This is a genomic window from Rhizomicrobium palustre, assembly GCF_011761565.1.
GTDB classification, from domain to species: Bacteria; Pseudomonadota; Alphaproteobacteria; order Micropepsales; family Micropepsaceae; genus Rhizomicrobium; species Rhizomicrobium palustre.
In genome coordinates, this window is record NZ_JAASRM010000001.1 from 661,558 (window position 1) to 687,526 (window position 25,969).

The window sequence follows — 25,969 nt, forward strand, 5'->3', positions numbered from 1 at the left end:
CCATCAGGACCGGGTTTCTTCAATTGCGGTGAAGCAGGCGAACTTATTTCTTGGCGACCGCAGCGAGCGCGGGCGTGCCGACGGACTTGACGGCTTCGGCCAAAGCCTTCACGCGGCATTCTTCAACGCGGGTGGTGAGCAGCGCGGAGTTGCCGCCGTCATTGGAGGCGCAGAGCTTGCCTGCGACCAAGTTGAGGCGCTGATAAAGGTTGGCGGCGCCTTGCGGATCAGTGGCGTCGAGATCGTCGAAACGCACCACGACCTTCTTCTGCACGGCCGCGCCGCCCAAGGTCGGGGTGAAACCGGTGACTTCCACCGAACCCGCCGCGAAGGCAGGCGTCGCCGCAAGGGCTGCGGCGCAAAGAAGGAAGGCACTGTGGCGGGTGATACGTGACATGGGAAATCCTCCAGACTAAGCCGGCCCGTGTTATGGATCGAAGCGGGGGCCGATACCGCGTCGTTTATCTGAACTTGTGCCGATGAAGGCTTTAACAAGGTGTTGCGCGCCACGTTTTTGGCAATCGGCCGCAGCGGCGCGAGCACCCTTATTTCGAGATAGCGATCAATTCGGCGGCGCCGATATCTTTCGCGGCTTGGACAACTGTTTCAGAACGGCACTTCTCCACCTTTTCGGCGAGCAGCGAGCCCTTGCCGCCCGGATTGGACGAGCACAAGGCCGTGGCCACGAGGTTGAGGCGGGTGAAAAGAGCCTGCGCGCCCTGCTTGTCGTTCGGATTGAGATCATCATATTTCACAACCACGAGCTTCTTCACTTTATCCCCACCGAGGGTGGGCGTGAGGCCGCTCACTTCAACGCTGGTGCCTGCCGCGAAAGCAGTCCCGGCCAAAGCGGCCAAGGCCAGACCTGCCGCGATCATAGAACGATGCATAGAACTCAACTCCACCATAGATACCGGTATCAAAGCCGGCACAATACGCCGACTACGTAAAAATATACCTCAATGAGGTCCATTTCCGGCAGGGGGTGAGACGATTTGCTATCGGTGTTGCTACCTATTGGCTCATATTGAGCGAATTGTATCAATATGTGAGAGCTTCACCTTATCTTGCGCGATCAGCCCATGCCACCACCGTGATACAAAGGCCGATCAGCACAAGCGAAAATAGGGCAACACCGTCGCTTGCAGCCACGGGCGGTGCGCCGAAGGCGCCTTCGAAGGTGAATGCACCAGCCAGAAGAAGCAATGCACCGACCACGAGCTTTCGGCCCAAGCGAACCGAACAGCGCGCCGCGTAAGCTGCATAGGCCAGGGCCGCGAGGGCGAGCTCCAGGATGATCGCGGCGGGCTGAAGCGCCCAAAGGCCGAAGCCAAGCATCGCGCCGCCAGGCATCACCGGCATATCGCTTTGATGCACCAGCACATCGAGAAGCCAATGCGATAAGACCGTCGCGGCGATCAGCGCGATGCCGTCCCAATAAACGCCGCTGCGCCGCGCTCGCCGTCCACCCCACACCGCCCAGACGGTCGAGACGATCACCGCTAGCAGCAAAATGCTGATAAGACTGTGGGAGTAGGGAAAATCGAAGCTGACCAGCCCGCGCGGAGCATTCGGCAAGCGCACCTGTTCCAGGCCGAAAAGTACCAGGAACCAGAACAGGATGTCGGCGGCAAAGGCAGCGGCGACCAACGTGCCGAGCTTCATGCGCGGCTCAATCGCCTTGGCCAGAAGCCCAGCCCCAAGATGTCCGACGAGCATCCGATCCCCCACCCCGCCGCGATGGATGGTATCGCGGAGGACGGGAATTTCGCTGAGTTACCCAGCCGCGGTCAATCACCGACGATGGGGAAATGCCGAAATTACTCGGACGTCGGTGCGTCCGCCGCGGGGGCTTCAGGGCTGCGCAAATAGGGTTCAACTGCACCCTTGAGCTTGATGGTCATGGGGTTGCCATGGCGGTCCACGCTCTTGCCGGCGACCACGCGCACCCAGCCCTCGCTGACGCAGTACTCCTCGACATTGGTCTTTTCCTGGCCATTGAAGCGGATGCCGACCCCAGCTTCGAGCAATTCCTCGTTATAAAACGGGCTCTTGGGGTTGGCGCTCAGACGGTCGGGAAGGCTGGTCATGGCAAGCTCTGAAAATAACTCCAGCGCGGGGTGATAGGCTATTCCTCGGGGGAGCGCAAAGCCGGGGGCAGAAAATCCCGCCCACCCGGCAAGCTAAGTCAGGGATAATCCTGGCGCGTCGGGCGGATCACGATATCGCCGACATGGACATGCGCCGGGCGGGTGACGATGTAGTGGAGTGCATCGGCCACGTCCTCGCCCACCAGGAGCGGGCCAAGGCGGGTCTTGAAACCTTCCACCATCTCCTCGCTATAGCCCGCGCCATCCTGAAAGCCGCTGAGGACAAAGCCCGGCTCGACCAGCGTGACACGTACGCCCTTGGGCCCGATCTCACGGCGCAGGGCTTCGGTGAGCGAATGCACCGCATGCTTGGTCGAGCCATAAAGCGCGCTGAAGGGCGAGATGTTACGCCCCACCACGGAGCCGATCACGATGATGTCTTGCGCGGTCTTGGGATAATTCTGCTCCTGGCGCGGGACCATGCGCGTGGCAGCCGCCCGCATCAGCGCCAAAGCGCCGAGCACGTTGAGCTGGAAGATTTCGGCAAGCCGGGAGGTGTCCCCCGCCGTCACACTGCCGCCAAGACCACGCCCGGCGTTTACCACCACAATATCGGCAGGACCAAACGCGGCTTCGGCAGAGGCGAACATTTCCTCGATCACGCTTTCTTGACCGGCATCGCCTTCGACACCGCGAAACATCGGCCAGAGATCTTTTTCAAGCGCCACCAGCTTTTCCTTGGTGCGGCCATTGCCGACCACCGCGATGCCTTCGGCTGCAAAACGGCGAACGGTCGCCTCGCCAATGCCCGAGGTCGCCCCCGTCACAATGGCAATACGTGAAAATCTGGCAGTCATGACCGCTTCTCCCGCAAGGACGTCGGTTGGGTTTATCGCCGAGCCCCATGCTTGGCTACAGGTTTTGCGGGCTGCTCATGAGCATCTTTTGCGCCTTGACCGTCTGCGGAGCTTTTCGGCCCTATCGCAACTTGCCATTGTGGCGTGCCTCGCCGAAAATGAACGAAGCGGCGCGTTCTGTGCCGTCTTGGGGAAATTCCGGAGGAGAGCATGAGAATTGTGGCGTCGGCGCTTGGAGCCGTTGTCATGGCCGTGGCGTTTGCCGTGCCAGCCGCAGCCGATTATGTGCGGCTGGGCGGTGTTGATGTGGGCTTTCGCAACGATAGCGACACCGTCTATTCGCGGTTTGGGGGGCGCCTGGAGAGCCTTCGCCTGATCGCTGGGCGCAGCGATATTTTCTGCCGTTCGGTGGTGGTGCAATTCGAAAACGGCGATACGCAGAACGTATTCTCTGGAAGGCTCGATGAACGCCAGCCGGTGGAGGTGGATCTGCGCGGTCGGGCACGCCGGGTCGACACGATCCGCTTCAACTGCCGCTCCGACGAATTCCGCGGCGGACGCATTTTTGTGGAAGGCGAAGTCGGGCGTTATCGCGACGAGTGGCGCCGCGACCGCGATTGGGATCGTAGCTGGGCGCCGCTGTTCGGCGGCGGGCCCGACCGCATGGGTGGACCGGATCGCATGGGCGGACCGATGGGTGGACCAGACCGCATGGGTGGCCCGGACCGGATGGGCGGGCCGGGCCGCTGGGATCGGGATCGCGATCGCGATTGGATCGTGCTGGGCGTTCAATCCTTCGAAGGGCGCAATGATAAGGAAAGCACCTTCACGGATTGGAAGGGACGCCATGTGGACCGCATCGCGCTGCGAGCCCTCGAAGCCGATGCGCAGTGCATGAGCATCGTGGTGACCTATGATGGCGGGCGCAAAGTCAAACTCGCCGATGGGCGTACGCTCGAACGCGGCCGACCGACGGTCTATGACCTGCCCGGCTATGATCGCGACATTAGCAAAGTCTATCTGCGCTGCCGCGCCACCAACGGCTATCGCGTGAGCATTGAAATCCTAGCCAAGCGCTGATCTGTGTTTTGACGAAAGAGCCCTGGCCAAATCCGGGGCTCTTTTTTGGCCCCACATGTAAAGCAACCTTGACATCACAAATGCCAAGTCTTATGTAAAGCATGCTTTACAGGAGCAGTGAGCATGCCCCCCGTCGCAGAAGCACCCAAACGCTATTTCATCGAATTCAATGCGGTGATGGTTCTCTATGCCGCTACCGTGATCGGCAGAAAATACGTAGTGCAAAATATCGACAATTCAATTCTGCGGGACCTGATTGTCGCCTCGCCCGTTCTGCCCGTCATCCTTACAGCGCTTGTCGTGTACCGCTTCTACTGCCGCATGGACGAATATCATAAGCGCCAATTGCTGGAGGCCTTAGCGATGAGCGCCGGCGTGACCGCCGTCTTCGTCGCGAGCTGGGGCTTTCTGGAAGATATTGGCGCACCCAAGCTGGGCCTTATGAGCGCCTGGATCGTGATCGCTGTAAGCTGGGCTGGCGCGGCTCTTGTGATCGGCTTCAAAGACAAGGCCATTGACGGCGCGCATAAAGCCATTAGGCGGTCGCTGACAACCCTGGCGGTGGTTGTAGGCGGCACCGCAAGCTTTGCCGGCATAGGCATCGCCGCCGGATTTGCGACACCGTTCTGGGAACTCGCATTGATCGCCATTGCGCTTCTGATTGTGCGGATAGGATCGGCCGTCTTTTCGAAATCCGGCACATGCTGAACATCATCCGCCAATTGCGCAGCGAACAGGGCTGGAGCCAGGCAGAGCTGGCGGAAAAGCTCAACGTCTCGCGGCAGACCGTGAATGCCATTGAAACCGGGCGATACGATCCGAGCCTGCCGCTCGCCTTCACCATCGCCCGCCTATTCAAACGCAGCATCGAGGAAATTTTTGAAGGATAGCTGGGGGCCAGCATACGGGATCAGAGCGGTTTCTTCAGCGAGAGCTGCAGCATCGGGCCGCTTTTATCCTGCACACTGGTACGCGCCACATCGGATTCGCCACGCAGGCCTTTATAGAAAGCATCGCGCGTGGCACCGCCTGCCAGGCCTTGCAGATTAAGGTCAATTTCGTAAGACCCGGGCTTATACGCGACGAAGGCGCCGAGCGTTCCGCTTTCACCCGTCGTCGATAATTCGCTCACCTGATAAGCGGTCGAGCTGCCTGTAAATTGGCCGGTCAAACCGAAGCTGAGCTTCTGAGCGGGAAGATTATGAGAGAGCTTCAGCGAGACGGTTTGCGGCGTCTCACCAGACGCGGAGCGCGACTGCTGCGTCACAGGATCGATCACCCGCGATGTATTCCAGCGGGCTTCGGAGGAAAGGTTCGTATGCGGCAGGCCGACCTCGGCCAGCGGCATGGACACCGCTACCGCGAGGCTTTTGCGATCGACCAGCGGGGTGGTCGCGGGCGCTTGCACACCGCCCACCACAGCAAATTCCGTTACCGTACCTTTGCTCGCGGCGGTGTACGTCGCCGAGAGATTGGCGGGACCAATGGTCTGCTGCAGCCGGGCTTCCATTTGCCAAGCATGATCAGGCTGGAAAGAGGAGGCATCCGCCTTGCCATCGGCCTGGCTATAGGTGGCAAAAGCACCTGCGTCATAAGGCGAGACGACATGTTCCACCTTGGCGCTGATCTGCGTATCGCGGAAAGGCGACATGCTCAGGCTGACATGCGGATCAACCGACTGGAAGGTGGCGGTATGCGCCGACTTATCCTGCCAGGAAATATTCGCCACGCGCGCGCTTGCGCCGCCTTCGACATCAACACCCGGAAGGGGTGACCACTCGGCGCGGGCATAGAGCTTATGATCGGCGGTGCGCACGGAAGCCGAATTCGTCGTCGTCTTATCGCGCGAGGTATCTTCGGTATTGGCGCCGACACTTTCGCCGCCAAGCCCCACCTTCACCGGATTGAGCGGAATGGTGAGATCGATTCGGCCGGTGCGGTTTTCCGAGCGCACCACATGCACCCCGGAATCGGCTGAACCGATGCTTTCAGCAGCGCGGTAATTGAGCGAGAGGGCGTTTTCGCCCGTGACCGAGAGCGCAGCTCCCTTGGGGCCGGCGATATCGGCGCGGACTTGGGCGCTGTCGCGATGCCAGAAGGCGTTCCAATTACCATCATCCTTACCCACCGCGGCCTTGGCCTCGGCTTTCACCGCACCTGCAGGCAGGCTGAGATTGAGGCTCGCCTTGGACGAGAGATCACTGGTGGGCTGGGGCGTGGACAAATCCAGAGCCACCGCCCCCTGCTTTAAAGTGATGGGGCCGTCATTCGAGCTGTCGCGCTGCGCCGTCTTGGGCTTGGCCTTGGCCTTTTTCTTCGGCTGCGGGTCCGGCGTTACTACCGTCGAGGGCGGCGCAATAGTCAGGTCGGGCGCGGGCTGCTCTGCGGCTGCAGCCGCCTGGAGGGCGGTCAAATCCAGCGTCGCTGGATCGACGGTCTGCTGCGCCACGGGATCCTGCCCAAACGCTGCAGAAGCGCTGAGGAGGTATGCCAGGGCGGCAAGACGCCGCGGTGTACTCAACCTACGCACTATACCTTCCAACACCTTCTCTTCGTGCCTGACAATATCTTGTCGCCCGGCAAAAACTTGACTTCCGCCAGCCCGGTGACGGATGGTCCCCCTTCTTTTTAAGGAGCATACCCCGTGTCCGCGCCAGCTTCCTCCGATCATATCGTCATTACCCTGCCGGATGGCAAGACGCTGTCCTACCCCAAGGGTGTGACGGGAACGGAGATCGCGGCATCTATTGGCCCGGGGCTGGCTAAGGCGGCCTTAATCCTGACCGTCGACGGCAAGGAATATGATCTCTTCCGGCCCATCGAGCAGGACGCTCATATCCGCATCATCACTAAAAAAGACCCGGAATCCCTCGAATTAATCCGCCACGACGCCTCGCATGTGCTCGCCATGGCGGTGCAGGAACTTTTTCCGGGTACCCAGGTCACCATTGGCCCGGCCATCGAGGACGGCTTCTATTACGATTTCGCCAGAGATACCCCCTTCACCCCCGAGGATCTGGCGAAAATTGAAGCCAAGATGCACGAAATTGTGAAGGCCGATCTGCCGACCCGCCGCGAGGTCTGGCCGCGTGATAAGGCCATCCAGCACTTCAAGGACATCGGCGAGACCTACAAGGCCGAGCTGATCGAGAGCATTCCGGCGGGCGAAGACGTTTCGCTCTATTGGCATGGCGATTGGCATGACCTCTGCCGCGGCCCGCACTTTGCCTCCACCGGCAAGATCGGCGATGCCTTCAAGCTGACCAAGATCGCGGGCGCCTATTGGCGCGGCGACGCCAAGAACGCGCAGTTGCAGCGCATCTATGGCACCGCCTGGCGCGACCAGAAGGAAATGGCCGAGTATTTCCACCGTCTGGAAGAAGCCGAAAAGCGCGACCATCGCCGCCTCGGCCGCGAGATGGATCTGTTCCATCAGCAGGAAGAAGCCACCGGCCAAGTCTTCTGGCATGACCGCGGCTACACCCTGTGGCGCACGCTGGAAAACTTCGTCCGCCGCAAGATTTCCGCGGCTGGTTATATCGAGGTGAAGACTCCGCAGCTGATCGACCGCAAGCTGTGGGAAGCCTCCGGCCATTGGGAAAACTATCGCGCCAATATGTTCATCGCCGAGGTCGAGGACGAAGACAAAATCCTCGCCGTCAAGCCGATGAACTGCCCGGCGCATATCCAGATCTTCAAGGACGGGCTCAAATCCTATCGCGAGCTGCCGCTGCGCATGGCCGAATTCGGTTCCTGCCATCGCTATGAGCCCTCGGGCGCCTTGCATGGCATCATGCGCGTGCGCGCCTTCGTGCAGGACGACGCCCATATCTTCTGCACAGAAGACCAGATCACCAGCGAATCCGCTTCCTTCTGCAAGCTGCTTCTGGAGATGTATAGCGATCTCGGCTTCACCGATGTGCGGGTGAAACTCTCCACAAGGCCGGAGGCCCGCATCGGCTCCGACGAGCTGTGGGATAAGGCGGAAAATGCTCTGGCTGATGCCATGAAGGCGGCCGAGCTGGAATACACCATCAATCCCGGCGAAGGAGCGTTCTACGGCCCGAAGCTGGAATTCGTGCTGCGCGACTGCATCGGCCGCGATTGGCAATGCGGCACCTTGCAGGTCGACTTCAACATGACCGCCCGGCTCGGCGCGAGCTATGTCGCCGAGGACGGCAGCCGTAAAACCCCGGTCATGCTGCACCGCGCGATTCTGGGCTCGCTGGAACGCTTCATCGGCATTCTGATCGAGCATTACGCCGGTAAATTCCCGACCTGGCTGGCCCCGGTTCAGGCCCGCATCATTCCGATCAGCGATAAGGTCACCGACTACGCCCTCGAGGTGCAGAAGAAGATCAAAGGGACCGTGGTCAGCAACGGCACGGCCGATTTGCGTGTGGATGTCGATTTCGCGGCCGAACGCATGCAAAAGAAGATTCGTGACGCCCAGCTCCAGAAAATTCCCTACATGCTGGTGGTTGGCGAGCGCGAAGCCGCGGAAGGCAAGGTCGCCGTCCGCCTGCGTTCCGGCAAGGATCTGGGCGCCATGCCGATCGAGGAATTCGTCAACCGGATCAAGACTGAAGCCGAGACCCGCAAGGATTTTGCGGAATAATTGCTGAAGGTAGGGCGCTCTCGCAGACCGGGAGCGCCTCTCCCATCCCCAGAAAATCCCCTTAAATCGGCGCCGCCGCGCGTGTCTATCCCGCGACAACATCGCGAAATTGCGGCTTAACCCTTGCGAAACGGTTTGGCATTCCTATTCTGTGCCCCGTAAAGCGGCTCAACGGCCGACTTTCGGAGGAAACCCTTGCGCGCATAAGACGAAACAACGTTTGGCGAGGCAGGCAAACCCTCACCAAGCGAAAGCGGCGCGCGGCGTAATGAAGGAGAGAGAGTCATAGCCCCCCCAAGACGGTTTTCACCGCAGGATCGTGCTCCTGCCAAAGACGGTCCCCGCATCAACGAAGAGATTTTCGCGCGGACCATGCTGCTGATCGGCGACGATGGCCATAAGTATGGCGAGATCGGCACCGACGAGGCGCGCGCCATCGCCGAAGAAAAAGGCCTGGATCTGGTGGAAGTCTCCCCGGATAACGCCCCTCCCGTGGTCAAGCTGATGGACTACGGCAAGTTCAAATACGAACAGCAGAAGAAGGCCGCCGAAGCCCGTAAGAAGCAGAAGGTCATCGAGATCAAAGAGATCAAGATGCGCCCCACCATCGACGATCACGATTACGACGTGAAGATGAAGGCGATGCGCCGCTTCTTCGATGACGGCGATAAGGTGAAGGTCACGCTGCGCTTCCGCGGCCGTGAAATGGCTCACCAGAACCTCGGCATGGAGCTGATGAACCGCATCCAGAAGGACACTGAAACCTTCGCAAAGATGGAACAGTGGCCGAAACTGGAAGGCCGTCAGATGATGATGGTCTTGGCGCCGCGCTAAGCTCACCCAAGCTTTCAAGACGACAAAACCCTCGAGCCGAGCTCGAGGGTTTTGCTTTTCTGCCCCCTTGAAGACAGCCCCCAACTAGAAGAATCGCGACGCCGTTTTGGTCACCGAATTGCCGATATCCTGCAGCGGGCCGAGCGGGCTGATCTGATCGTGCATTTCGTCAATGCGCGGACGCCCGCTCATCAGCTTATAGGCCACGCGGCCATCCTGCATCAGCAGCACCACTTCCGCCGCCCAGCCGCTATCGACCGTGCGCCGCTCAAAGCCCAGAAGGTCGAGGAAGAAGTTGCCCGTCCGCCTTGTCTCGACATGCTGGGGATGGAACACGAAAGCCGAGCAGCGGTCCTGCGCCTCGATGCAGGCCTGCACCTGCGGCGCCAGACGGTCATAAGACATAGTATTGCGCGGCATGAACCGCTCGATCACCCCGAGATAGCTGAGGATTTCCACATTCGGGGTGGTCGCGGTGTCGAAGCCCAGCTTGGGCAGATCGGTCAATCGGGTGTTGCCCGGCGTGACATCGGCATAAGCCGCCTGGACCTGCTCGTAGCTTTGGAAGCTGTTCGAAGATACCTTAGATTCATGCGGAAGAAGACCTAAGCCGCCGCACCCCACCAGCGAAAACATGAAAACCGCGCTGACAAAAATCTTCAGCCCACGGCTCGTGCCGCTTACGACCCCGTTGTCCATAATCCCCACCACGCCCAGACATTAAGGTTTTATTTACGATTGAGCGTATCGAACTTTGTTCAGATTGGGAAGATGAATGGCGAAATCGAGGCAAATTTCGCACAAATGTCGTTAATCTGAAGCAGGGCTATGCCCCAGCCGGGGTGTTGACAGCTATGGTATTCTTTCCTGTCCCCTCCCGAGATCAGCACATGCGCGCCCGCGCCCTTTCCCTAAGCCTTTTCGCCATCGCCCATTTTCTCTGCCCAGCCGAGGCCGCGCCCAAGGTGTTGGCGACCTTGAAGCCGGTGCATTCTCTGGTGGCGGGCGTGATGGCGGGCGCGGGTACGCCGGAGCTTCTGGTTGGCGGGGCGCTGTCGGAGCATTCCTATGCCTTAAAGCCCTCTGACGCCCGCAAGATCGCCGAGGCTGATCTCGTGTTCGAGATCGGGCCGGATATGGAGACCTATCTTTCCGGGGCGCTGAGCGGGGCAGGCAGCAGGCTGGTCGTCTTAGAGAAGGCTCCGGGCGTGAAGCTTCTTGCGGCACGTAAAGGCGGGCTTTGGGGCGAGGATGAGGACCGTCATGCCGGTCATATGGGAGGACACAGCGAGCTGGCCGATCCCCATCTCTGGCTCGATCCGCAAAACGCCATCGCCATGACCCGCACCATTGCCGGAGCGCTCGCCAAGGCCGACCCCGCCCATGCCGGGCTTTACCGCGCCAATGCCGATAAACGAGTCGCCGAACTGACACGGCTGGACCAGGAGATTCGGGCGCAGCTCTCGCCCTTGAAAGCGGTGCCCTATCTCGTCTTCCACGACGCTTATCACTATTTCGAGGCGCGGTATGGGCTTTCCCCAGCGGGCGCCATTACGGTCGCCCCGGATCGTCCGGTGGGCGCGCGGCGGCTTTCGGATTTGCGCGCCATGGTGGCGGGCGGCAAGGCGGTCTGCATTTTCCGCGAGCCCCAATTTCCCCCCAAGCTGATCGACACCCTGGACGCTGGCACCAAGGCCAAGATTGGCGTCCTCGACCCCCTGGGCGCGGAGCTTACCCCAGGCCCAACCCTCTACCCGAGCCTGATGCGCCAGCTCGCCGCCTCGCTCAGTTCCTGCCTCAGCAAAAACCGTTAGCCTTGACCACAAGGCAAGGGTATTGGTTCTGACGCGCCGGTCCTGCCGTCTCTAGCCATCCCGTTCCGCCCAATGCTGAAGACCTATATGCCGCTGCATGGCGGCCTCAGAATTGTTCCCGATGCTGACAGCACGGCGGTACCGCCGGAGTCGCTGTGGATTGACCTGTTCGATCCCTCGCCAGAGGAACGCCAGGCGGTGAACAATGCGCTGGGCGTGGACCTTCCGACCCGCGCCGACATGGAAGAGATCGAGGTCTCTTCGCGGCTTTATGCCGAGAACGGCGCCATCTATATGACCGCGCTGGTGCTGGCCAATTCGGGCACGGAAAATCCCGTCGCGGGTGTGGTGACCTTCGCCCTGGTCCGCAACACGCTGATCACCATCCGCTATACCGAGCCGCAGCCCTTCCGCACCTTCGAGGCGCGCTGCCGCCGCGGCACCGTGCCTGCGAGCAAGGCGGAGAATGTTCTCCTCGATCTTCTCGACGTCATCATCGACCGCCTCGCCGATATTCAAGAGCGGGCCTCGGCCGAGATCGAACGCATCAGCCGCGATATCTTCGATCCCGACAATTCCGCCCATCCCATCAGCAGCCACGAATTCCAGGAAGTGCTGCGGGCGCTGGGCCGCAAGCATGATCTCGCCGGGAAAATCCGCGAGAGCCTTCTGACGCTGGCCCGCATGCTCGCCTTCCTGCAGCAGGCGATGGACAACAAGGACAACAAGGACGTTCTTCCGCATGTGAAGACGCTGACCCGCGACGTGAACTCGTTGCAGGATCATCTCAACTATCTCACCAGCCGCCTTTCTTACCTGTTGGACGCGACGCTGGGCCTGATCAACATCGACCAGAATAACATCATCAAAATCATGTCGGTGGCGGCGATGGTGTTCCTGCCGCCGACCCTCTTCGCCTCGATCTGGGGCATGAACTTCCAGGAAATGCCGGAGCTGCATTCCCATTTCGGCTATCCCATCGCCTGGATCGTCATGATCGTGTCGGCCATCGTCCCCTATATCTGGTTCAAGCGTAAAGGCTGGCTTTGAAAAACCCTCCTCTGGCGATTGCGCTGAAACTGGCGCAGACGCTGTTCTTTTCGCTCATGTATGCCTCGATCAAGCTTGCCGGCCCCGCGCCTTTAGGCGAGGTCGTGTTCTTTCGCGGCTTCTTCGCACTGGTGCCGCTGCTTGCCTGGACCTTCTATACGGTGGGCCCGCGCGCGGCGATCAAGACGCAGCGCCCGCTTTATCATGTGGTGCGCGGCACGGTGGGCGTTGCCGCCATGTTCCTGAACTTCGCCGCCCTGGCGCTTCTGCCGCTCGCCACCGTGACCGCCTTTTCCTTCATGCAGCCGATCTTCGCCGTGATCCTGGCGGCGCTGTTCCTGAAGGAGATTGTCGGGCCTTGGCGCTGGGGCGCGGTGGCGGCGGGCTTCATCGGTGTACTGATGATGATCGAGCCCCATGGCGGGCTCATGGCGGTGCTGCAATTGCAGCTTTCCGCTGGCGTGGTCTATGCCCTGCTCTTCTCGTTCCTCTCCGCCGTGGTGGTGGTGTGGATCCGCCAGATGAGCACGACGGAAAGAAGCGAAGCCATCGTCTTCTATTTCATGAGCGCTTGCGCGGTGATCGGCATCATCACCATGGCCTTCCAGCACAATGTCTTCACCTTCCACACCTGCCTGTGGCTCGTTCTGTGCGGCCTCTTCGGCGGCGTGGGCCAAACGCTGATGACCTACTCCTATCGCTATGGCGAACCATCGCTGCTAGCGCCCTTCGATTACGTCTCCATGGTCTGGGCGATGATCCTGGGCTGGTTCCTGTTCGGGGAAATGCCCGAGAACCTGGTGCTGTGGGGCGCAGGCGTGGTGATCGTCTCCGGTCTCTTCATCGCTTGGCGCGAACATCGCCATCGCATCGAAGTGCCGCGCGAGACGGTGAGCTGAACCTTGCCGGTATCTAGCTAAAACATTTCCGCTTACTATCACTGAGCTTACAGAGGGCTCGATTTCACGGCCTCAGCGCAAAACAAAAAACGTGAAAACAAACCCGGCATTTTTCCCGTAAGCTTTTGGCGAGGCGGAATTTTCGCCTTGCTAGGCGCAGCGGCTCCACGAGCATGAACAGCGCCAGTATTTTGAAAAAATTTTTCGCCTCCATTCAGCTAACAACTTTAGATGGGGGCGACAGAGCGGATGTTCAAGCGGCTGCGCCAAACAGTCCGGCGATAGCGCGCGCCCGCTCTTTGGCAACGGCGAGGAGAATACGCGGATTGCGTCGCAAGACGCCGATGGCATTGGGCACGAAGCCAGGGCCATACGGCACATAGACCCGCACGGGAACGCCTCCCGCCTTGGCCCAGGCGAGTAAAGGTTTCGCGGGCATACCGAGCAGGATTTCGATTTCGCAAGAAACGCGCGCAGCTTTCAGCCGCTTGATCGAGGCGCGGGCCAATTCCAGATCATGGGTGGCAACAGCGACATGGCGCGCGCCTTGGGCAAGGCGATCGATCACAGCAAGATACCCCGACGCGATATCGCGATGGGGATCGGCGGGATCGGGCCATTGGCCTTTGACCACACGCACGGCCAAATTCTTTGACATCGCCCAATCGGCATCGCCAAGCGAGCGCTGCCAGCGCCCCGGCAAGGTTGTGCTGACATTTTCGGGCGGCAGAACACCCAGTAAGGCTTCGGTGAAGGCGTTGGAGCGATCGGCCACTTCGACGCCATGGGAGTCGCTGTGAAGGCGCAAACCGGCAGGAGCGACCTCGCGCGCGAGGGTGTGGGCAAGCTCAGGCGAGAAGCGCAAGGCTGGCGGCTTCAGCGAGATGTAGCTTTCGAACGGCACATCGCGAAGCGCGGTGATAGCGGCGCGATAGGGCGCGAGAATGTCGGCTTCTTCGCCCGCGTCCCAAAAACCAAGCGTAGTGGCATGGCCTTCATGAGCGAGGCGCGTGGCAACCGCGAGCGCATCGGTGATGGTTTCGCCCCCGGCATAAGGGGCGGCAGCTTTCTTGATCAGCGGCATTAAGAGCGCCGAAGTTTTGACAATGGCGACGTGTTTCAGGCGCTGCTTCAACGGCACGGGCGGCGGCGCGGTATCGAAGAGGGCGGTATCGGCCATTACGACCTCACCTCTGCAAGAGCGCGGCGCTGGCGCAGCGCTGCCTTCAGGCCTTTGATTTTTTGGAGCAGCGCGGGGCTGAGGGCGTAGATATTTTCCTTGGCGAAACGCACCAGGCGGCGTTTCAAGGGCGCACGCCCGATATCGCCCAGAAGGCGGGCATGGCTGGCGTATAGGAGCTTGTAGTCTTCATTGCCTTCGGAGAAATCGAACTCGCGATGGCCAAGGGCGTAGCTCTCTTCCAGCATGCGGCCGACAAGCTGATGTCCCGCAGCATATTTCTTATAGGCCGGATCATAGGTGAAGACCCAGCCGGACCAGACGCGATCATGGATGAAGCCTATCCAGACGGAGGCGAGTTTTCCGCCCGCGCGTAAAGTGGAAACGGTGAGCGCGCCTTGGCGGCGCAAGGCTTGGAAGAAGGCGAGTGTTTCGGGACGGGCGAAGTAATTGTCATGGCCGGTGGCGATGAGCTGCTGGCTTTTCCAATGCTGCGCGAAGGGCAGCACATCTTCCGCCGTATCATCGCGGGTGAAGGTGATTTCGCCCTGCTGTGACGCAAGGCTGCGCCCGCGGCGTTCCAGATCGCGCATGCGGCTGCGATGACGATTGAGCTGCCAATCTTTATAAGCGGCGAAAGAGGAAAACAGCGACCAATCCACGAAAGGCGCCAGCATGATATTGGGATCGGCTGGATATTCGGATTGGAGCGGCAGAATCTCGCGCACGACCTGACGCGCGAAGCCACCTTTTTGCGGTGTGCCTGAGATTTCGTGGGACGCGAGCGGTTGATGCACATCAAGGAATGGCAAGCGTGTGATCGGTTTGCCATCGATGACAAGCAGGCGCAGCACCTCTTCACCGAAGGCGACGTTCTCTATACGCGCAGCGCGGCCCGGGAAGAAGGCCTCCGCCGCAGCGTTGAGAAAGGTGTCTGTCGCGTAGAAATTCATTTCGTGCCTGCCCCCGCAGGATGAAGTGTGCGGGAACGGGACGCGATCTGCCACGCTTTCGCAGCACCAGGGTGAACGAAGCGTTAGCGTTAGGAAGACGTTAACGCGGCGCTGTGCCGGAATGGGAAAGCTACCGCATCGCTTCCCGCACCAGCCCTTCCACCAGATCGGCGTAGGAAAGACCCGCGTGATGGGCGGCGGCGACGAGGCCGGAATCGGGAGCGATGCCGGGATTGGGATTGATCTCCAGGATTTGCGGCACGCCATCTGCGCCGACGCGAAAATCGATGCGGGCGGCACCCCGGCACTGGAAAAGATGCCAGGCATCTTCGCATAACAGCGTGAGATGACCGGCTAGTGCTGGGTCTTCTTCTTCAAGGCCGAAACGGCGGAGCATGAGCTGGCCCGCAGGCGAGGCTTCATCCCATTTGGCGTCATAACCGACAATGCGCGGGCGTTCGACGGGCCAGGATTCGAACACCATTTCGGCCAGCGGCAGGATGTGCGGTTTACCATCCCGTTCCAGGATGGTGATGTTGAATTCGCGCCCGTCCACGAAACGCTCGGCAAACCAGCGCCCGCCAAAACGTTCCGCACACAGATCGGCGCGGGCGGAAACCTCAGGCGCCTCGACCACGGCATCGTCATCAAGACCGAGCGAGGCATCTTCCTCGGCGCATTTGACGATCCAGCGCCCCGGCTCGAGCCCATGCCAATGCGGCGGCTCGCACCAATCGGGCGTCGGAAGCCCCGCATCGCGCAAGAGCTGCTTGGAGCGCGGCTTATCGGAGGTGAGGATCAAGCCGTCCGGCCTCATGCCGGTGTAAGCCATGCCGATCTGTTCCAGAAGCCGCGGCGCGATATGGGCGAGATGGCCCTTGCCGTTGATCCCTTCCACCAGATTGAACACAAGATCGGGCTTTTCGGTTTCCAGAAGCGCGCGCAAGCGGACGGCGAAAAACGGCGCCTGCACGGTTTCATAGCCGCGCGATGTAAGTGCGGAAGCGACGGCATCGGCGGCGATGAGGGTGTCCATTTCATCCGGCGGGGCACCAGGCGGCACATCGGAATGGAGCACCAGAATTTTCATCGCGCGGGCCTCAATTCGGGGTGGCGGCGGAAGAAAGAGGCCATGATGCGCGCGATCAGATCGTTATAGGTGATCCCGGCAAAGCCAGCGATGAGGCAGAGATCGGAATGCTCAGGCCGCAAGCCCGCCAACGGATTGACCTCGATGAAATGCGCATCCCCCATGGCATTACAACGAATGTCGACGCGGCCTCCGTCGCGGCAGCGCAGGATTTTCCAGGCGGCCAGCGCGACGGCGCCGGCTTTGGCGGCTTCATCCTTGGGCGCAGGCTCGATGGTGACTCGCTCCTCCCAGCCTTCGGATTTATTGGCATAGCCATAACCCGCGCCGACAAAACCGGAGAGCGGCACGATCTCGCTGACACCCAGAACTTCGGCCTCGGCGCCGGTGCCCGTAATACCAACCGTGAATTCGCGCCCCGGCAGGAAACGCTCCACCAGCACGGGCTGGCGGAAACGGGTGAGAAGCTCGGCGGCGGCCTCTTTCAATTGGGCGAGATTTTCGACTTTGGATTTGGCACCGACACCTTTGCCGGAGCCCTCCGCCACCGGTTTCACGAACAACGGATAGGGCAAGGTGATAGCATCGGCATCGGCGAGGCTTTCGAGCACGGCAAAATCGGGCGTCGGCACCCCGCCATCGCGCACGACGCGCTTGCACATTGCTTTGTCGAGGCTGAGCGCCATGGTGAGGGTGTCGGAGAAGACGAAGGGAATGTCATAGGTTTCGAGGAGCGCCGGAACCTGCGCCTCTCGGCCAAGACCTTTCACGCCTTCGCAGAAATTGAACACCGCATCGAAACGCTCGCCCGCCACAAGGCGCGCGGCCAGAGCCTTCACATTGCCGACGCGGACGGGTTCGAGATTTAGGGCCGCGAGCGCATGGGCGATGGCATCGATAGTGACCATGGAATCGAATTCCGCCGCCTCCTCCGCGCTCCAGCCTTGGGCGAGGTAATCATCCTTCAGGTCATAAGCGATGGCGATGCGCATGATGCTTTATATTTTCTTCTCTGCGCCGACGCTGCCGCCGGGATCGGGGTAGCGATAGACCTTGCCTTCGAAATTGCGCAAGAGAAGATCGTCGCCATCGCGCCCGACAATGCAATCGGGAGCAAGCTGGATTTTGCCGCCGCCATCGGGCGCATCGATGGAAAAGACCGGCGTGCAATAGCCCGAAGTGTGGCCGCGCAAGGCTTCGATGATCTGAAGCCCCTTCTCGACATTGGTGCGGAAATGGGCGGTGCCGCGAATGGGATCGCACATGAAGAGGTAATAAGGCTTCACGCGATGGCGCAAAAGGCCCTGCATCAGATGGACCATCAAGGCGGGATCGTCATTGACGCCTTTCAACACGACGGTCTGCGAGCCCAAAGGAATGCCCGCATCGGCAAGGCGGGAGGTGGATTCCATCACCTCCTCGGTCAGTTCCTTGGGATGGGTGACATGCAGGGACATAAAGAGCGGGTGATGTTTTTTCAGCATCTTGGCGAAATCCTTGGTGATGCGCTGGGGCAGAACCAGCGGGATTTTCGTGCCGATGCGGATGAATTCGATGTGCTTGAGGGCGCGAAGCCGGGTGAGCAGCCAATCGAGCTTATCATCCCCGATGGTGAGAGGATCGCCGCCCGAGAGCAGCACATCGCGCACCTCGGTATGGACTTCGAGATAGGCAAGCGCCTTTTCCCATTGGCTGGTGGAGAACTGATATTCGCCACCGGGATTTCCGACCACACGGGCCCGCGTGCAATAGCGGCAATAGGTCGAGCAGGTGCCGGTGGTGAGAAACAGCACGCGATCGGGATAGCGATGCACGATGCCGGGAACTTTGGTGTCGTGATCCTCGCCCAAGGGATCGTCATTCTCGCCATAGCTTACTACGAATTCACCCGAGCTCATGACATGGGTGCGGCGCAAGGGCTCGGCTGGGTCTTCCAGCCCCATCAGGCTGGCGTAATAAGGCGTGATGCCGACTGGCAGCGGACCTTGGTGGCGCTCCACCGCGGAGCGTTCGTCTTCGGAGAGTTTGAAGATACGTGAGAGTTCGCCAAGAGAGCGGATGCGGGCGCGCATCTGCCAGCGCCAATCGTTCCACTCCGCGGTGGAGGTGCCGGGAAAAAAGCGGCGGTAAAAGGCTTTGGTGTCGGCGTTGACGGGAAAGCGAAGAAAAACCCGGGCGGGTTTCTTTTCAGCGGAAGGTTTCGGCTGAACGGGTTGCAAGGGAGGCTTTAACGCATGCCCCCGCAAAGCTGGGAGACTCATCGACGTCCCACGACGCTAACCGTTAAGCCCACGCGAAAGCCCCAGTGGCATCCCATCACCAGGCTCAACGAACCTCGCGATGATTAGGGCGATTGCGCGAGCCGTCAAGTGAAAGCGCGAACATCTCGCGCTCACACACCAAGATGGACAGAGATCACATCGCTTTTCTGTCCCCACCTATTCAGCAGGTGGGGGAGGTATCTCGGAGACAGGTTCCAACCGATAGATGCGGATATGCACCTTGCGGCCGCGCGAATAATTGAAGCCATCCAGCGCGCCGACTTCAGCGGCGGTCGCTTCAAGCTCTCCCAGACGGGCTTTGAACGCCGCCCCTTCGTGGTCTTCCACCAAAGCGAGGCCACCTTCCGCCGCGCCCGCTTCGGCTGCGCCGCGCCCATCTGTCTGACGCGTTTTGGTCCCGAGGAAGAAGACCAGGCTGGGTTCCAGATAGCCCGCCAGCTTGGGCGGGGAATCGCCGGGGCGCGAGAGGCGGGCGACTTCAGCGGCGGCGCGCGGGCTCACCCAAAGCTGCGAAAGGTTCGGGCCCGCGAAGCCCGTCAGCGTGGGATAGAGTAGAAGCGGCGCGGCCAAAGCCAGAAGCGCGGCGTTACGGGTGTTCTCGCGGAAATACTGAATCAATGCGCCGATTGTTATAGCCGCAAACAAAAGCGCGGGCAGAACCAGCCAATAGATCGGCCCGGTGCCGTATTTGATGGGGAGATACACAAGACCGATAGCCAGCGCGATGGCGCCAAGCGCAAACTGCACCGGCGCGGCATAGATGGCGATGCGGCCCCAGATGCCGCCCTCTGCCCGCGGCGCCTCGGCCCACAGCGCGGCCATGATGGCGAGCGCGGGATAGGTCGGCAGGACGTAATGGGGCAGCTTGGTCGGCACCAGTTCAAAGGCGATCCAGGTGGCGGTCCAAGCGAGGAGGAAGCGCATCACCGGCTGGCGATGATAGCGGATCGCCATCACGAAACCGGGCAGAAGGAACAGGATCGCGGGCCAGAAGCTGGGCGTGAGGGCGATAAGGAAATAGCCGGGAGGGGCGCCATGACTCTCCTGCCCGCCTTGCAGCTTGGTGGCGAAGTCCTGCCCGAGGGATTGCTGGAAAAAGGCGCCGTGGCTTTTGAAGGTGATCGCCAGAAGCCAGGGCAGCACCATCACCAGCACCAAAGCGATGCCGCTGAGGGGATTGGTCGCCTTCAGCCAGCGCCCGTTTTTGTCCCAGAGGCTGAGGCCTGCGGCGATGGCGAGCGGCACAAAAACCGGCGGGCCTTTGACCAGGATGATGACGCCGAGGCTGAACCAGCCCGCCAGGATGATCCAGCGGGACGGCATCACTGCCTCACCTTTCGATGCCAGATAGACCCGCATCAGCACTGCCACAGAACCCAAAGTGGCGGCGAGCAGCACTGCATCGGTGGTGGCAATCGTCGCCTCTGCGGTCAAAAGCAGGGTGGAGCCCAAGAAGCCCGCCGCCAGCATGGCGGTTTCCACCCCGGCAAAGGCGCGGGCGCACCAGAAGGTGAGGAAGACCGCGATCAGCGCGCCAAAGAGCGAGGGCAGGCGGTAGGTCCAGATATGGGTGCGTTCACCCAGCCCCGCAATGGCTGTGGAGGCCGATTGCATCCAATAAATCCCCACCGGCTTCTTGTAGCGCGGCACCGCCCCGAAGCGGATGTCGATCAGGTCGCCCGTCTCCAGCATTTGTTTGGAGGCCTGGGCGAAGCGGCTCTCGTCCCGGTCGAGCGGGGGCAGGCTGAACACGCCCGGCGCCCAGAGAAGCAGGCAGAACAGGGTCAGAAACAGCCGCGGGCGCAGTTTCAACGCCGCCAAAATCCGCTCTGCCGTCATCGGGATTCCCCCTGTTCCACCCCTCCGGCTTAGCGCATTTTTCCGGCTGTGGCAGGTGTTATTGGAAGGCGCGGCACGAGGGTTCCGGCACAGCCCTATATCGGGGCGGATTAGCCCTGTATAAGGCCCCCGCCGCAGCCCGAAATCCCGCGGCCAGACAAGGTTAGAGCAGGCAATGGCGTTAAGATATTCCGTGGTGGTGCCGGTCAAGGATGAGGCGGGCAATATCGCCCCCCTGGCCCGTGAGATCGCCGCGGCGATGGCGGGACTTGGCGATTACGAGATGATTTTCGTGGATGACGGCTCGACCGATTCCACGCCCGATGAGCTTTTGGCCCTGAAGGGCGAAATCCGCACCCTGCGCGTCATCCGCCATGCCACCAATCTGGGCCAGAGCCGGGGGGTGCGCACTGGCGTGCGCGCCGCCAAGGGCGAGATCATCGTCACGCTCGATGGCGACGGGCAGAACGACCCCGCCGACATCCCCAAGCTCCTCGCCGAATTCACCGCCGCCAAAGCGCGCGGGGACGAGAGCCTGGGTCTGGTCGGGGGCGTGCGCGCCAAACGCAAGGACACCGCCTCGCGCCGCCTCGCCTCTCGCCTTGCCAACAAAATCCGCGATGCGCTGCTGAACGATGGCGCCAAGGATTCAGGCTGCGGCCTGAAAGCCTTTAAGCGCGAGGCTTTCCTTGCCCTGCCCTATTTCGATCACCTGCACCGCTTTCTCATCACCATGATGATCCGCGAGGGCTTTACGGTGGGCTTTGTCGATGTGAACCATCGCCCCCGCCTGCATGGCCAATCCAAATACACCAATTTCCACCGCATGCTGGTGGGCATCGACGATTTGATGGGTGTGCGCTGGCTGCAGCGGCGCATGCGCAAAAAGACCGAAGCGAAGGAACTCTAATGCTGGATCAGTTTGCCCAATTCTTCGGGCTCCATTCAGGCGCGGATGTCCTCTGGCTGACCATCGGCTTCGGCGGGCAATTCCTGTTCGCCTCGCGCTTCTTTGTGCAGCTTTTCTATAGCGAGCGCGCCGGCAAGAGCGTGATGCCGATCGCCTTTTGGTATTTCAGCCTGGGCGGCGGGCTGATCACCACCATCTATGCCTTGCATCTGGGCCATTCGGGCCTGCCCTTTTTGATGGGGCAAGTGGGCGGCCTTGTCGTTTATGTGCGCAATCTGATGCTGATCTTTAAGGAAAAGGCCCGGGCGAAAGCGGAAATCCCGCCAGCGGCGTAAACCGGCGCTTCCTGTAAAGGCTGTCGCGGCTTCGCGATTGACAATGTTAACGCTCGTGCAGACACTCGCGCCCCTGGGGACCTCGCGGGGAGACGGTCATGTCCGAACACCAACACACTGATGTGAATCTGCAAGTAGGCCGTAAGCGCAGCATGCTGCAGTTCCTGCCCTACTTCCTGCCGATTCTGATTCTTTACGTCCTTTTGGAGACGGTGGGGATCGATCTGAAGAAGGTTTACGGCCAGGGCGGCTATACCGTGACTTGGGGCGAAATCCTGCTGATCCTCTCGGCCGTGATGGCGCTGGCCGAGCAGCTCAAGGTCTCCAATCCGGGCATCGACAATACACTCGAAGCCCTCACCATGGTGGGGATGGGGGTGCTGCAGCTCGTGCTGTTCGTGCTGGGCGCGGCCGGGGTTGTGTATTTCGGCATGTTCGCCAAATCGGACTTCCTGGTGCAAACCTTTATCAGCCTGTCGGCCTCCATCGTGGCCGTGCTGATCAACGCCCGCACCCTGCGCCGCTCGATTGATTTCGCCGGCAATTAGCCGGACGGCGATTTCGCCGGAAACGGAGCCCTAGCCGCGCCAGAAGGCGGGAAATTCAGCCCGCCTTGTGGCCCCCAAGACGCCCGGATCAGGGGCTGCGCCCTCGTGCCAGCCCCGAGAGTGGGGAAATTGCCTTTGGGCGTCTTGCTTTATCGGGCAAATGCGATAAACCCCTGCCCCCGGACTGGACGTGGCGGTACCCCTGCCCCGACCTATGCCGAAGACGGACAGGTGGCCGAGCGGTTGAAGGCGCACGCCTGGAAAGTGTGTAAACGTTAATAGCGTTTCGAGGGTTCGAATCCCTCCCTGTCCGCCAGCACTCCCCCTCCAGATTGCGCGGTAAGCCTTCGGTGGCGCTTAGAGCGTCAGTACGATCTTGCCGAAGCCGCCACCCTTTTCCATCCGGCGATGCGCCTCTGCGGCTTGGGCCAGCGGGAAGGCGTGATCGAGGAGCGGGCGCAGCTTTCCCGCCGCAAAGAGCGGTAAGGCGCGCTCCGCGAAACGCTGCACCATGGCCCGCTTCTCTTGAGGCGTACGCGACTTCATCACCGTGCCGACGAGGCGCAGGTGGTTGTGCAGCACCAGATTGAGCGGAATGACGGCGTCATTTTCACCGCTCAGGATGCCCACCTGCACCAGAACACCGCCCGGCTTCAGGCTGCGCAAGTTACGGGCGAGATAATCGCCACCGACAAAATCGACGATCGCATCCACACCGGCACCGTTAGTCAGCGCGGCAATCTCGGCTTCAAAATCACTGGTCCGGTAATCGATGACCGCGTCGGCGCCAAGACCGAGAACATCTTCGTGGCGGGCCGCAGAGGCGGTGGCGTAAACCACCGCGCCCAAGCTGTGCGCGAGCTGCACCGCCGCCGAGCCGATGCCGCCTGCCGCGCTATGGATCAGCACGGACTGACCGGCCTTGACCCCAGCCAAATGCGAGACCGCTTCGACGGCGGTGACAAAGGACTCCATCACCGCGGCGGCTTGGTGAAAGCTCATGCTATCCGGAATGGGCACGGCCATGGCGCGATCCACCCGGGCAAAAGCGCCATAACCGCCACCGCCCACAATCGCCATCACCCGCGCGCCAACCTCTATGTCTGTCACCGCATCCCCGATGGCGATCACCTCGCCCGCCACTTCCAGACCGAGCAGCGGGCTCTCGCCGAACTGCTGCGCACCATAGAAGCCGTTGCGCTGCAACAGATCGGCGCGATTGACACCCGCAGCACCAACCTTGACTAAGAGATCGCTGGGCCGGATTTGCGGAACAGGAACCTCGGCCAGATGCAGAACCTCTGCCGGACCGAATTCTTCATAGACGATGGCGCGCATGGCTGACCTCAATAGCGGTTGGCAAGCGCGCGCCGGGCGATGCTGGCGGCAAACATAGGCGTTTCGCGGCGGTTATGATCGCCACCCGCATCCTGGCGCGCCTTGGCGGCATCCTCATAGGAAAGGCCGTGTTCATCGAGGAACGCCATGAACACATCGGTGGGATGGGCGGTGACGCGATTGGTGTAGCGGGTACGCCCGCCCTCGATGGCTTCGGCGATCAGCTCCCACACCACATTGACCTGCGTGCGGCCATTGGCGGTGAAGACATCGGAAATCGAATTCATCCGGCAATAGGTCTTCTCGGCGACCTCGGCGACATAATGCTGGACGACCAAGCCAGAACCGATTTGCTCGACATTGATGGACATGCGGCGGCCATCATCGGTGGTGGTAACCCCGGCTGCGATATGATCGGGCATGCAGCAGCGCTGGTATTCGGCTTCCGGCAGGGTGAACAGCCAATCGGCAATATCGATCTTTTCCAGCGGGACATCGATCTCGGCACTATAGGCGGATTGCGACAGGATACGGTCTTTAAGAACGACAACCATGTGTTTCTCCTTCGGCTTTGGGGAGGCCGAAACGACCCGCCCGACGCGAGAAAACATGCGATGCTGGTGCGCCGATGATAATGTCCGTCGTCTTTCAAACCGTTTTGCGCTGGACGCACAAATGACCGATCCCCGTTTCGCCGAGCAGATGGCCATTTTTGTTGATGTCGTCCGCGGCGGCAGCTTTTCCAGCGCAGCACGGCGCCGGGCGGTGACACCATCCGCCATCATGCGCCAGATCGGAGCTATGGAGGAAAGCTTGGGCGTGCCGCTTCTGATCCGCTCCACCCGCGCCTTAGCCCTGACCGATGCCGGTCAAAGGCTGTTCGAGCGGGCGCAGCATCTTCTCGACGCGCTGGCCGATACGCGCGCCGAAATCGCCGCCTTTGACGGCACGGTAGCAGGGGTGGTGCGAACAGCCTGCTTTCCCACCTTTGGCAAACGCTATGTCATTCCGGCGCTGGGCGGGTTGATGGCAAAACACCCCGGCCTCACGGCGGAGATCGACCTTACCGAAAAACTCGCCGATCCGGTTGCGGACCGTTTCGATGCCGTGATCCGCATCGGCGAGTTATCCGACAGTAGCTTGATCGCCACCAAGCTTGCCGACCAGAAACGCTTATTGGTCGCCAGCCCTTCCTATCTGGATAGCAAAGGCACGCCTGCGGACGGGCCCGCGCTCTCAAAGCACGCGCTCATCGACAAACTGCATGGCGCCGATCTTCTTGGCTGGAGCGATGTGCTGGGCCGCCCCGCGGGAAACGACGCACAGGACAAGGTTGCTTTTCGCTCCGATGATTTTGAGGCCATGCGCTTAGCTGTGCTCGCGGGCATGGGTATTGGCCTGTTGCCGGATTGGGTGGTGGGACCAGATGTGCGCAGCGGCGCGCTGATCCGCCTTGGCCTTGGCGGCGAGATTTGGAACAGGCGGCCCGCCGGGATTTACCTCTTGCGCGCCCTCGCCAAACCCTCCGCCAAGCTCAGCGCCTTCATGACAGCTTTGCGCGAACAGATCGGAACGCCGCCGAACTGGGAGCCGTAATATAGTTCAGCGCCCTTTTGCGCCATTTCATCCCCTCACACACTGAAACTGATCCAGCATGCCGTCGGGGCGGCGGTGGAGGGCGCAGAGGCGTTCGCCACGCTGGAATTCGACGGCGTAAATGCTGGAATGCTGATCGCTATAGACGGGCGTTTGCAGCGGTTTCTGCCAGCCGATTTTTGCGGCCCGATCGCGTGATAGGTCATTTCGAGCGTGCCGCTCTGGCGGCGGATTTGGACAAGGCGCTCATACGGGGGAAACCGCCAGATGCCGGGCAGCACGTTTCGGGCATCGACAGAGACGTGCTCAAGCTCTGCGCCAGGCGCGGGCTCACCCGCCAGGGCAGGCACAAGCGACAAGAGCAAAGCAGCTGCTGCGAACTGCACGAAACCCTCGGCCCGGCGATAGAAGGCAAGGATATCATCCAGACAGGGCCGGGCCCCAACGCACTACTTCAGATTGTCCACCTCGGGACGGCCGAAGAGCATGGCGGGTTGCAAAACCACACACTCCCACCGCTTTTCACAGCCCAGTGCGGCAAACTGGCCTGCGCTGGGTGGCATTGGTTCCTAATATCTATTATTGTTCCAAAAAATGACGTGGCGGTGGGGGGAACGCGTGCCAGGATGGGCATTCGGTTTGTTGTTTTCGGGCGG

The 25,969-nt window shown here is 60.9% G+C and carries 28 protein-coding genes and 1 tRNA gene; 13 read left to right on the forward strand and 16 right to left on the reverse strand.

The genetic code is table 11. The annotated features are described in order from the left end of the window. Positions 1–43: 43 nt before the first annotated feature. The 5 genes from FHS83_RS02760 to FHS83_RS02780 all read right to left on the reverse strand — a co-directional run bounded on the left by FHS83_RS02760 (position 44) and on the right by FHS83_RS02780 (position 2,947). Positions 44–397, reverse strand: coding sequence for a UrcA family protein (locus FHS83_RS02760; protein ID WP_167080657.1), 354 nt, complete (start codon positions 395–397; stop codon positions 44–46). Between the two features lie 148 nt (positions 398–545). Further along, entirely contained in the window at positions 546–890 is a 345-nt protein-coding gene (locus FHS83_RS02765) for a UrcA family protein (RefSeq protein ID WP_167080659.1), read from the reverse strand. Between the two features lie 172 nt (positions 891–1,062). Next, positions 1,063–1,719: a hypothetical protein gene (locus FHS83_RS02770; protein WP_167080661.1), complete on the reverse strand. Its 657-nt coding sequence runs from the start codon at positions 1,717–1,719 to the stop codon at positions 1,063–1,065. A 101-nt stretch (positions 1,720–1,820) separates the two neighbouring features. Next, positions 1,821–2,090, reverse strand: coding sequence for a DUF3297 family protein (locus FHS83_RS02775; protein WP_167080663.1), 270 nt, complete (start codon positions 2,088–2,090; stop codon positions 1,821–1,823). 98 nt (positions 2,091–2,188) lie between these two features. Continuing rightward, entirely contained in the window at positions 2,189–2,947 is a 759-nt protein-coding gene (locus tag FHS83_RS02780) for an SDR family oxidoreductase (protein ID WP_167080665.1), read from the reverse strand. A gap of 210 nt (positions 2,948–3,157) precedes the next feature. Here FHS83_RS02780 and FHS83_RS02785 point away from each other — a divergent pair, with 210 nt between their 5' ends. The 3 genes from FHS83_RS02785 to FHS83_RS02795 all read left to right on the forward strand — a co-directional run bounded on the left by FHS83_RS02785 (position 3,158) and on the right by FHS83_RS02795 (position 4,917). Beyond that, the gene (locus tag FHS83_RS02785) at positions 3,158–4,027 is read left to right on the forward strand and encodes a hypothetical protein (protein WP_167079619.1); all 870 of its coding nucleotides are present in this window, start codon (positions 3,158–3,160) and stop codon (positions 4,025–4,027) included. Positions 4,028–4,150: 123 nt separating this feature from the next. Next, positions 4,151–4,735 (forward strand): hypothetical protein, encoded by a 585-nt coding sequence (locus FHS83_RS02790; protein WP_167080667.1) that lies wholly within the window; start codon positions 4,151–4,153, stop codon positions 4,733–4,735. After that, positions 4,729–4,917, forward strand: coding sequence for a helix-turn-helix transcriptional regulator (locus FHS83_RS02795; RefSeq protein ID WP_167080669.1), 189 nt, complete (start codon positions 4,729–4,731; stop codon positions 4,915–4,917). Before FHS83_RS02790 ends, FHS83_RS02795 begins: the two co-directional genes overlap by 7 nt. 20 nt (positions 4,918–4,937) lie before the next feature. Here the strand turns inward: FHS83_RS02795 and FHS83_RS02800 are convergent, their stop codons facing one another. Beyond that, entirely contained in the window at positions 4,938–6,476 is a 1,539-nt protein-coding gene (locus FHS83_RS02800; RefSeq protein ID WP_167080671.1) for a TonB-dependent receptor, read from the reverse strand. A 222-nt stretch (positions 6,477–6,698) separates the two neighbouring features. Here FHS83_RS02800 and thrS point away from each other — a divergent pair, with 222 nt between their 5' ends. Together thrS and infC are read left to right on the forward strand one after the other, a co-directional pair. Continuing rightward, complete coding sequence (gene thrS, locus FHS83_RS02805) at positions 6,699–8,645, forward strand: threonine--tRNA ligase (RefSeq protein ID WP_167085210.1); 1,947 nt, start codon at positions 6,699–6,701, stop codon at positions 8,643–8,645. Positions 8,646–8,930: 285 nt separating this feature from the next. Beyond that, entirely contained in the window at positions 8,931–9,479 is a 549-nt protein-coding gene (gene infC, locus FHS83_RS02810) for a translation initiation factor IF-3 (protein WP_167085212.1), read from the forward strand. 84 nt (positions 9,480–9,563) lie between these two features. Here the strand turns inward: infC and FHS83_RS02815 are convergent, their stop codons facing one another. Next, entirely contained in the window at positions 9,564–10,178 is a 615-nt protein-coding gene (locus FHS83_RS02815; RefSeq protein ID WP_167080673.1) for a hypothetical protein, read from the reverse strand. 191 nt (positions 10,179–10,369) lie between these two features. Here FHS83_RS02815 and FHS83_RS02820 point away from each other — a divergent pair, with 191 nt between their 5' ends. From FHS83_RS02820 to FHS83_RS02830, 3 genes are all read left to right on the forward strand, one after another. Then, on the forward strand, positions 10,370–11,293 hold the full coding sequence (locus FHS83_RS02820; protein WP_167080675.1) for a zinc ABC transporter substrate-binding protein: 924 nt from the start codon (positions 10,370–10,372) through the stop codon (positions 11,291–11,293). A 72-nt stretch (positions 11,294–11,365) separates the two neighbouring features. Beyond that, positions 11,366–12,343 carry a magnesium transporter CorA family protein gene (locus tag FHS83_RS02825; RefSeq protein ID WP_167080677.1) on the forward strand — a complete coding sequence of 326 codons (978 nt, stop codon included), beginning with the start codon at positions 11,366–11,368 and terminating at the stop codon, positions 12,341–12,343. Further along, complete coding sequence (locus tag FHS83_RS02830; RefSeq protein ID WP_167080679.1) at positions 12,340–13,242, forward strand: DMT family transporter; 903 nt, start codon at positions 12,340–12,342, stop codon at positions 13,240–13,242. Before FHS83_RS02825 ends, FHS83_RS02830 begins: the two co-directional genes overlap by 4 nt. A 253-nt stretch (positions 13,243–13,495) precedes the next feature. On the opposite strand, the gene FHS83_RS02835 is transcribed toward FHS83_RS02830, so the two are convergent. The 6 genes from FHS83_RS02835 to FHS83_RS02860 all read right to left on the reverse strand — a co-directional run bounded on the left by FHS83_RS02835 (position 13,496) and on the right by FHS83_RS02860 (position 20,586). After that, on the reverse strand, positions 13,496–14,422 hold the full coding sequence (locus tag FHS83_RS02835) for a hypothetical protein (RefSeq protein ID WP_167080681.1): 927 nt from the start codon (positions 14,420–14,422) through the stop codon (positions 13,496–13,498). Further along, positions 14,422–15,375 carry a GNAT family N-acetyltransferase gene (locus tag FHS83_RS02840; RefSeq protein ID WP_167080683.1) on the reverse strand — a complete coding sequence of 318 codons (954 nt, stop codon included), beginning with the start codon at positions 15,373–15,375 and terminating at the stop codon, positions 14,422–14,424. The genes FHS83_RS02835 and FHS83_RS02840 overlap by 1 nt, the downstream gene beginning before the upstream one ends. 130 nt (positions 15,376–15,505) lie before the next feature. Then, entirely contained in the window at positions 15,506–16,465 is a 960-nt protein-coding gene (locus FHS83_RS02845) for a D-alanine--D-alanine ligase family protein (protein WP_167080685.1), read from the reverse strand. Beyond that, a complete protein-coding gene (locus FHS83_RS02850; protein ID WP_167080687.1) occupies positions 16,462–17,457 on the reverse strand; it encodes a D-alanine--D-alanine ligase family protein in 996 nt (331 codons plus the stop codon). The genes FHS83_RS02845 and FHS83_RS02850 overlap by 4 nt, the downstream gene beginning before the upstream one ends. A gap of 6 nt (positions 17,458–17,463) precedes the next feature. Next, positions 17,464–18,726 carry a KamA family radical SAM protein gene (locus tag FHS83_RS02855; RefSeq protein ID WP_167080689.1) on the reverse strand — a complete coding sequence of 421 codons (1,263 nt, stop codon included), beginning with the start codon at positions 18,724–18,726 and terminating at the stop codon, positions 17,464–17,466. A gap of 177 nt (positions 18,727–18,903) precedes the next feature. Next, positions 18,904–20,586 carry an ArnT family glycosyltransferase gene (locus FHS83_RS02860; protein ID WP_167080691.1) on the reverse strand — a complete coding sequence of 561 codons (1,683 nt, stop codon included), beginning with the start codon at positions 20,584–20,586 and terminating at the stop codon, positions 18,904–18,906. A 175-nt stretch (positions 20,587–20,761) separates the two neighbouring features. Between FHS83_RS02860 and FHS83_RS02865 the strand changes: the two genes are divergently transcribed. From FHS83_RS02865 to FHS83_RS02880, 4 genes are all read left to right on the forward strand, one after another. Beyond that, on the forward strand, positions 20,762–21,496 hold the full coding sequence (locus tag FHS83_RS02865; protein ID WP_167080693.1) for a glycosyltransferase family 2 protein: 735 nt from the start codon (positions 20,762–20,764) through the stop codon (positions 21,494–21,496). Beyond that, positions 21,496–21,831, forward strand: coding sequence for a lipid-A-disaccharide synthase N-terminal domain-containing protein (locus FHS83_RS02870; RefSeq protein ID WP_167080695.1), 336 nt, complete (start codon positions 21,496–21,498; stop codon positions 21,829–21,831). The genes FHS83_RS02865 and FHS83_RS02870 overlap by 1 nt, the downstream gene beginning before the upstream one ends. 98 nt (positions 21,832–21,929) lie before the next feature. Then, positions 21,930–22,379, forward strand: a complete 450-nt coding sequence (locus FHS83_RS02875; protein ID WP_167080697.1) for a hypothetical protein — start codon at positions 21,930–21,932, stop codon at positions 22,377–22,379. Between the two features lie 225 nt (positions 22,380–22,604). Further along, positions 22,605–22,695 (forward strand) — tRNA-Ser (locus tag FHS83_RS02880). A 41-nt stretch (positions 22,696–22,736) separates the two neighbouring features. On the opposite strand, the gene FHS83_RS02885 is transcribed toward FHS83_RS02880, so the two are convergent. Further along, positions 22,737–23,717: an NAD(P)H-quinone oxidoreductase gene (locus FHS83_RS02885; protein ID WP_167080699.1), complete on the reverse strand. Its 981-nt coding sequence runs from the start codon at positions 23,715–23,717 to the stop codon at positions 22,737–22,739. Between the two features lie 8 nt (positions 23,718–23,725). Next, positions 23,726–24,271 (reverse strand): hypothetical protein, encoded by a 546-nt coding sequence (locus tag FHS83_RS02890; RefSeq protein ID WP_167080701.1) that lies wholly within the window; start codon positions 24,269–24,271, stop codon positions 23,726–23,728. A gap of 121 nt (positions 24,272–24,392) precedes the next feature. On the opposite strand from FHS83_RS02890, the gene FHS83_RS02895 reads away from it, so the two are divergent. Continuing rightward, positions 24,393–25,313: a LysR family transcriptional regulator gene (locus tag FHS83_RS02895; protein ID WP_167080703.1), complete on the forward strand. Its 921-nt coding sequence runs from the start codon at positions 24,393–24,395 to the stop codon at positions 25,311–25,313. 35 nt (positions 25,314–25,348) lie between these two features. On the opposite strand, the gene FHS83_RS02900 is transcribed toward FHS83_RS02895, so the two are convergent. Continuing rightward, positions 25,349–25,699, reverse strand: coding sequence for a hypothetical protein (locus FHS83_RS02900; protein ID WP_167080705.1), 351 nt, complete (start codon positions 25,697–25,699; stop codon positions 25,349–25,351). Between the last annotated feature and the right edge of the window lie 270 nt (positions 25,700–25,969).

Excerpts from the sequence above, each read along its gene's own strand:
- FHS83_RS02790 (WP_167080667.1), top strand. The coding sequence starts at position 4,151 with ATGCCCCCCGTCGCAGAAGCACCCAAACGCTATTTCATCGAATTCAAT.
- FHS83_RS02765 (WP_167080659.1), bottom strand. The coding sequence starts at position 890 with ATGCATCGTTCTATGATCGCGGCAGGTCTGGCCTTGGCCGCTTTGGCC.
- FHS83_RS02850 (WP_167080687.1), bottom strand. The coding sequence starts at position 17,457 with ATGCGCATCGCCATCGCTTATGACCTGAAGGATGATTACCTCGCCCAA.
- FHS83_RS02860 (WP_167080691.1), bottom strand. The coding sequence starts at position 20,586 with ATGACGGCAGAGCGGATTTTGGCGGCGTTGAAACTGCGCCCGCGGCTG.
- FHS83_RS02825 (WP_167080677.1), top strand. The coding sequence starts at position 11,366 with ATGCTGAAGACCTATATGCCGCTGCATGGCGGCCTCAGAATTGTTCCC.
- FHS83_RS02840 (WP_167080683.1), bottom strand. The coding sequence starts at position 15,375 with ATGAATTTCTACGCGACAGACACCTTTCTCAACGCTGCGGCGGAGGCC.
- FHS83_RS02890 (WP_167080701.1), bottom strand. The coding sequence starts at position 24,271 with ATGGTTGTCGTTCTTAAAGACCGTATCCTGTCGCAATCCGCCTATAGT.
- FHS83_RS02870 (WP_167080695.1), top strand. The coding sequence starts at position 21,496 with ATGCTGGATCAGTTTGCCCAATTCTTCGGGCTCCATTCAGGCGCGGAT.
- FHS83_RS02855 (WP_167080689.1), bottom strand. The coding sequence starts at position 18,726 with ATGAGTCTCCCAGCTTTGCGGGGGCATGCGTTAAAGCCTCCCTTGCAA.
- FHS83_RS02770 (WP_167080661.1), bottom strand. The coding sequence starts at position 1,719 with ATGCTCGTCGGACATCTTGGGGCTGGGCTTCTGGCCAAGGCGATTGAG.
- FHS83_RS02775 (WP_167080663.1), bottom strand. The coding sequence starts at position 2,090 with ATGACCAGCCTTCCCGACCGTCTGAGCGCCAACCCCAAGAGCCCGTTT.
- FHS83_RS02820 (WP_167080675.1), top strand. The coding sequence starts at position 10,370 with ATGCGCGCCCGCGCCCTTTCCCTAAGCCTTTTCGCCATCGCCCATTTT.
- FHS83_RS02760 (WP_167080657.1), bottom strand. The coding sequence starts at position 397 with ATGTCACGTATCACCCGCCACAGTGCCTTCCTTCTTTGCGCCGCAGCC.
- FHS83_RS02895 (WP_167080703.1), top strand. The coding sequence starts at position 24,393 with ATGACCGATCCCCGTTTCGCCGAGCAGATGGCCATTTTTGTTGATGTC.
- FHS83_RS02795 (WP_167080669.1), top strand. The coding sequence starts at position 4,729 with ATGCTGAACATCATCCGCCAATTGCGCAGCGAACAGGGCTGGAGCCAG.
- FHS83_RS02780 (WP_167080665.1), bottom strand. The coding sequence starts at position 2,947 with ATGACTGCCAGATTTTCACGTATTGCCATTGTGACGGGGGCGACCTCG.
- FHS83_RS02785 (WP_167079619.1), top strand. The coding sequence starts at position 3,158 with ATGAGAATTGTGGCGTCGGCGCTTGGAGCCGTTGTCATGGCCGTGGCG.
- FHS83_RS02815 (WP_167080673.1), bottom strand. The coding sequence starts at position 10,178 with ATGGACAACGGGGTCGTAAGCGGCACGAGCCGTGGGCTGAAGATTTTT.
- FHS83_RS02875 (WP_167080697.1), top strand. The coding sequence starts at position 21,930 with ATGTCCGAACACCAACACACTGATGTGAATCTGCAAGTAGGCCGTAAG.
- FHS83_RS02885 (WP_167080699.1), bottom strand. The coding sequence starts at position 23,717 with ATGCGCGCCATCGTCTATGAAGAATTCGGTCCGGCAGAGGTTCTGCAT.
- FHS83_RS02835 (WP_167080681.1), bottom strand. The coding sequence starts at position 14,422 with ATGGCCGATACCGCCCTCTTCGATACCGCGCCGCCGCCCGTGCCGTTG.
- FHS83_RS02865 (WP_167080693.1), top strand. The coding sequence starts at position 20,762 with ATGGCGTTAAGATATTCCGTGGTGGTGCCGGTCAAGGATGAGGCGGGC.
- FHS83_RS02845 (WP_167080685.1), bottom strand. The coding sequence starts at position 16,465 with ATGAAAATTCTGGTGCTCCATTCCGATGTGCCGCCTGGTGCCCCGCCG.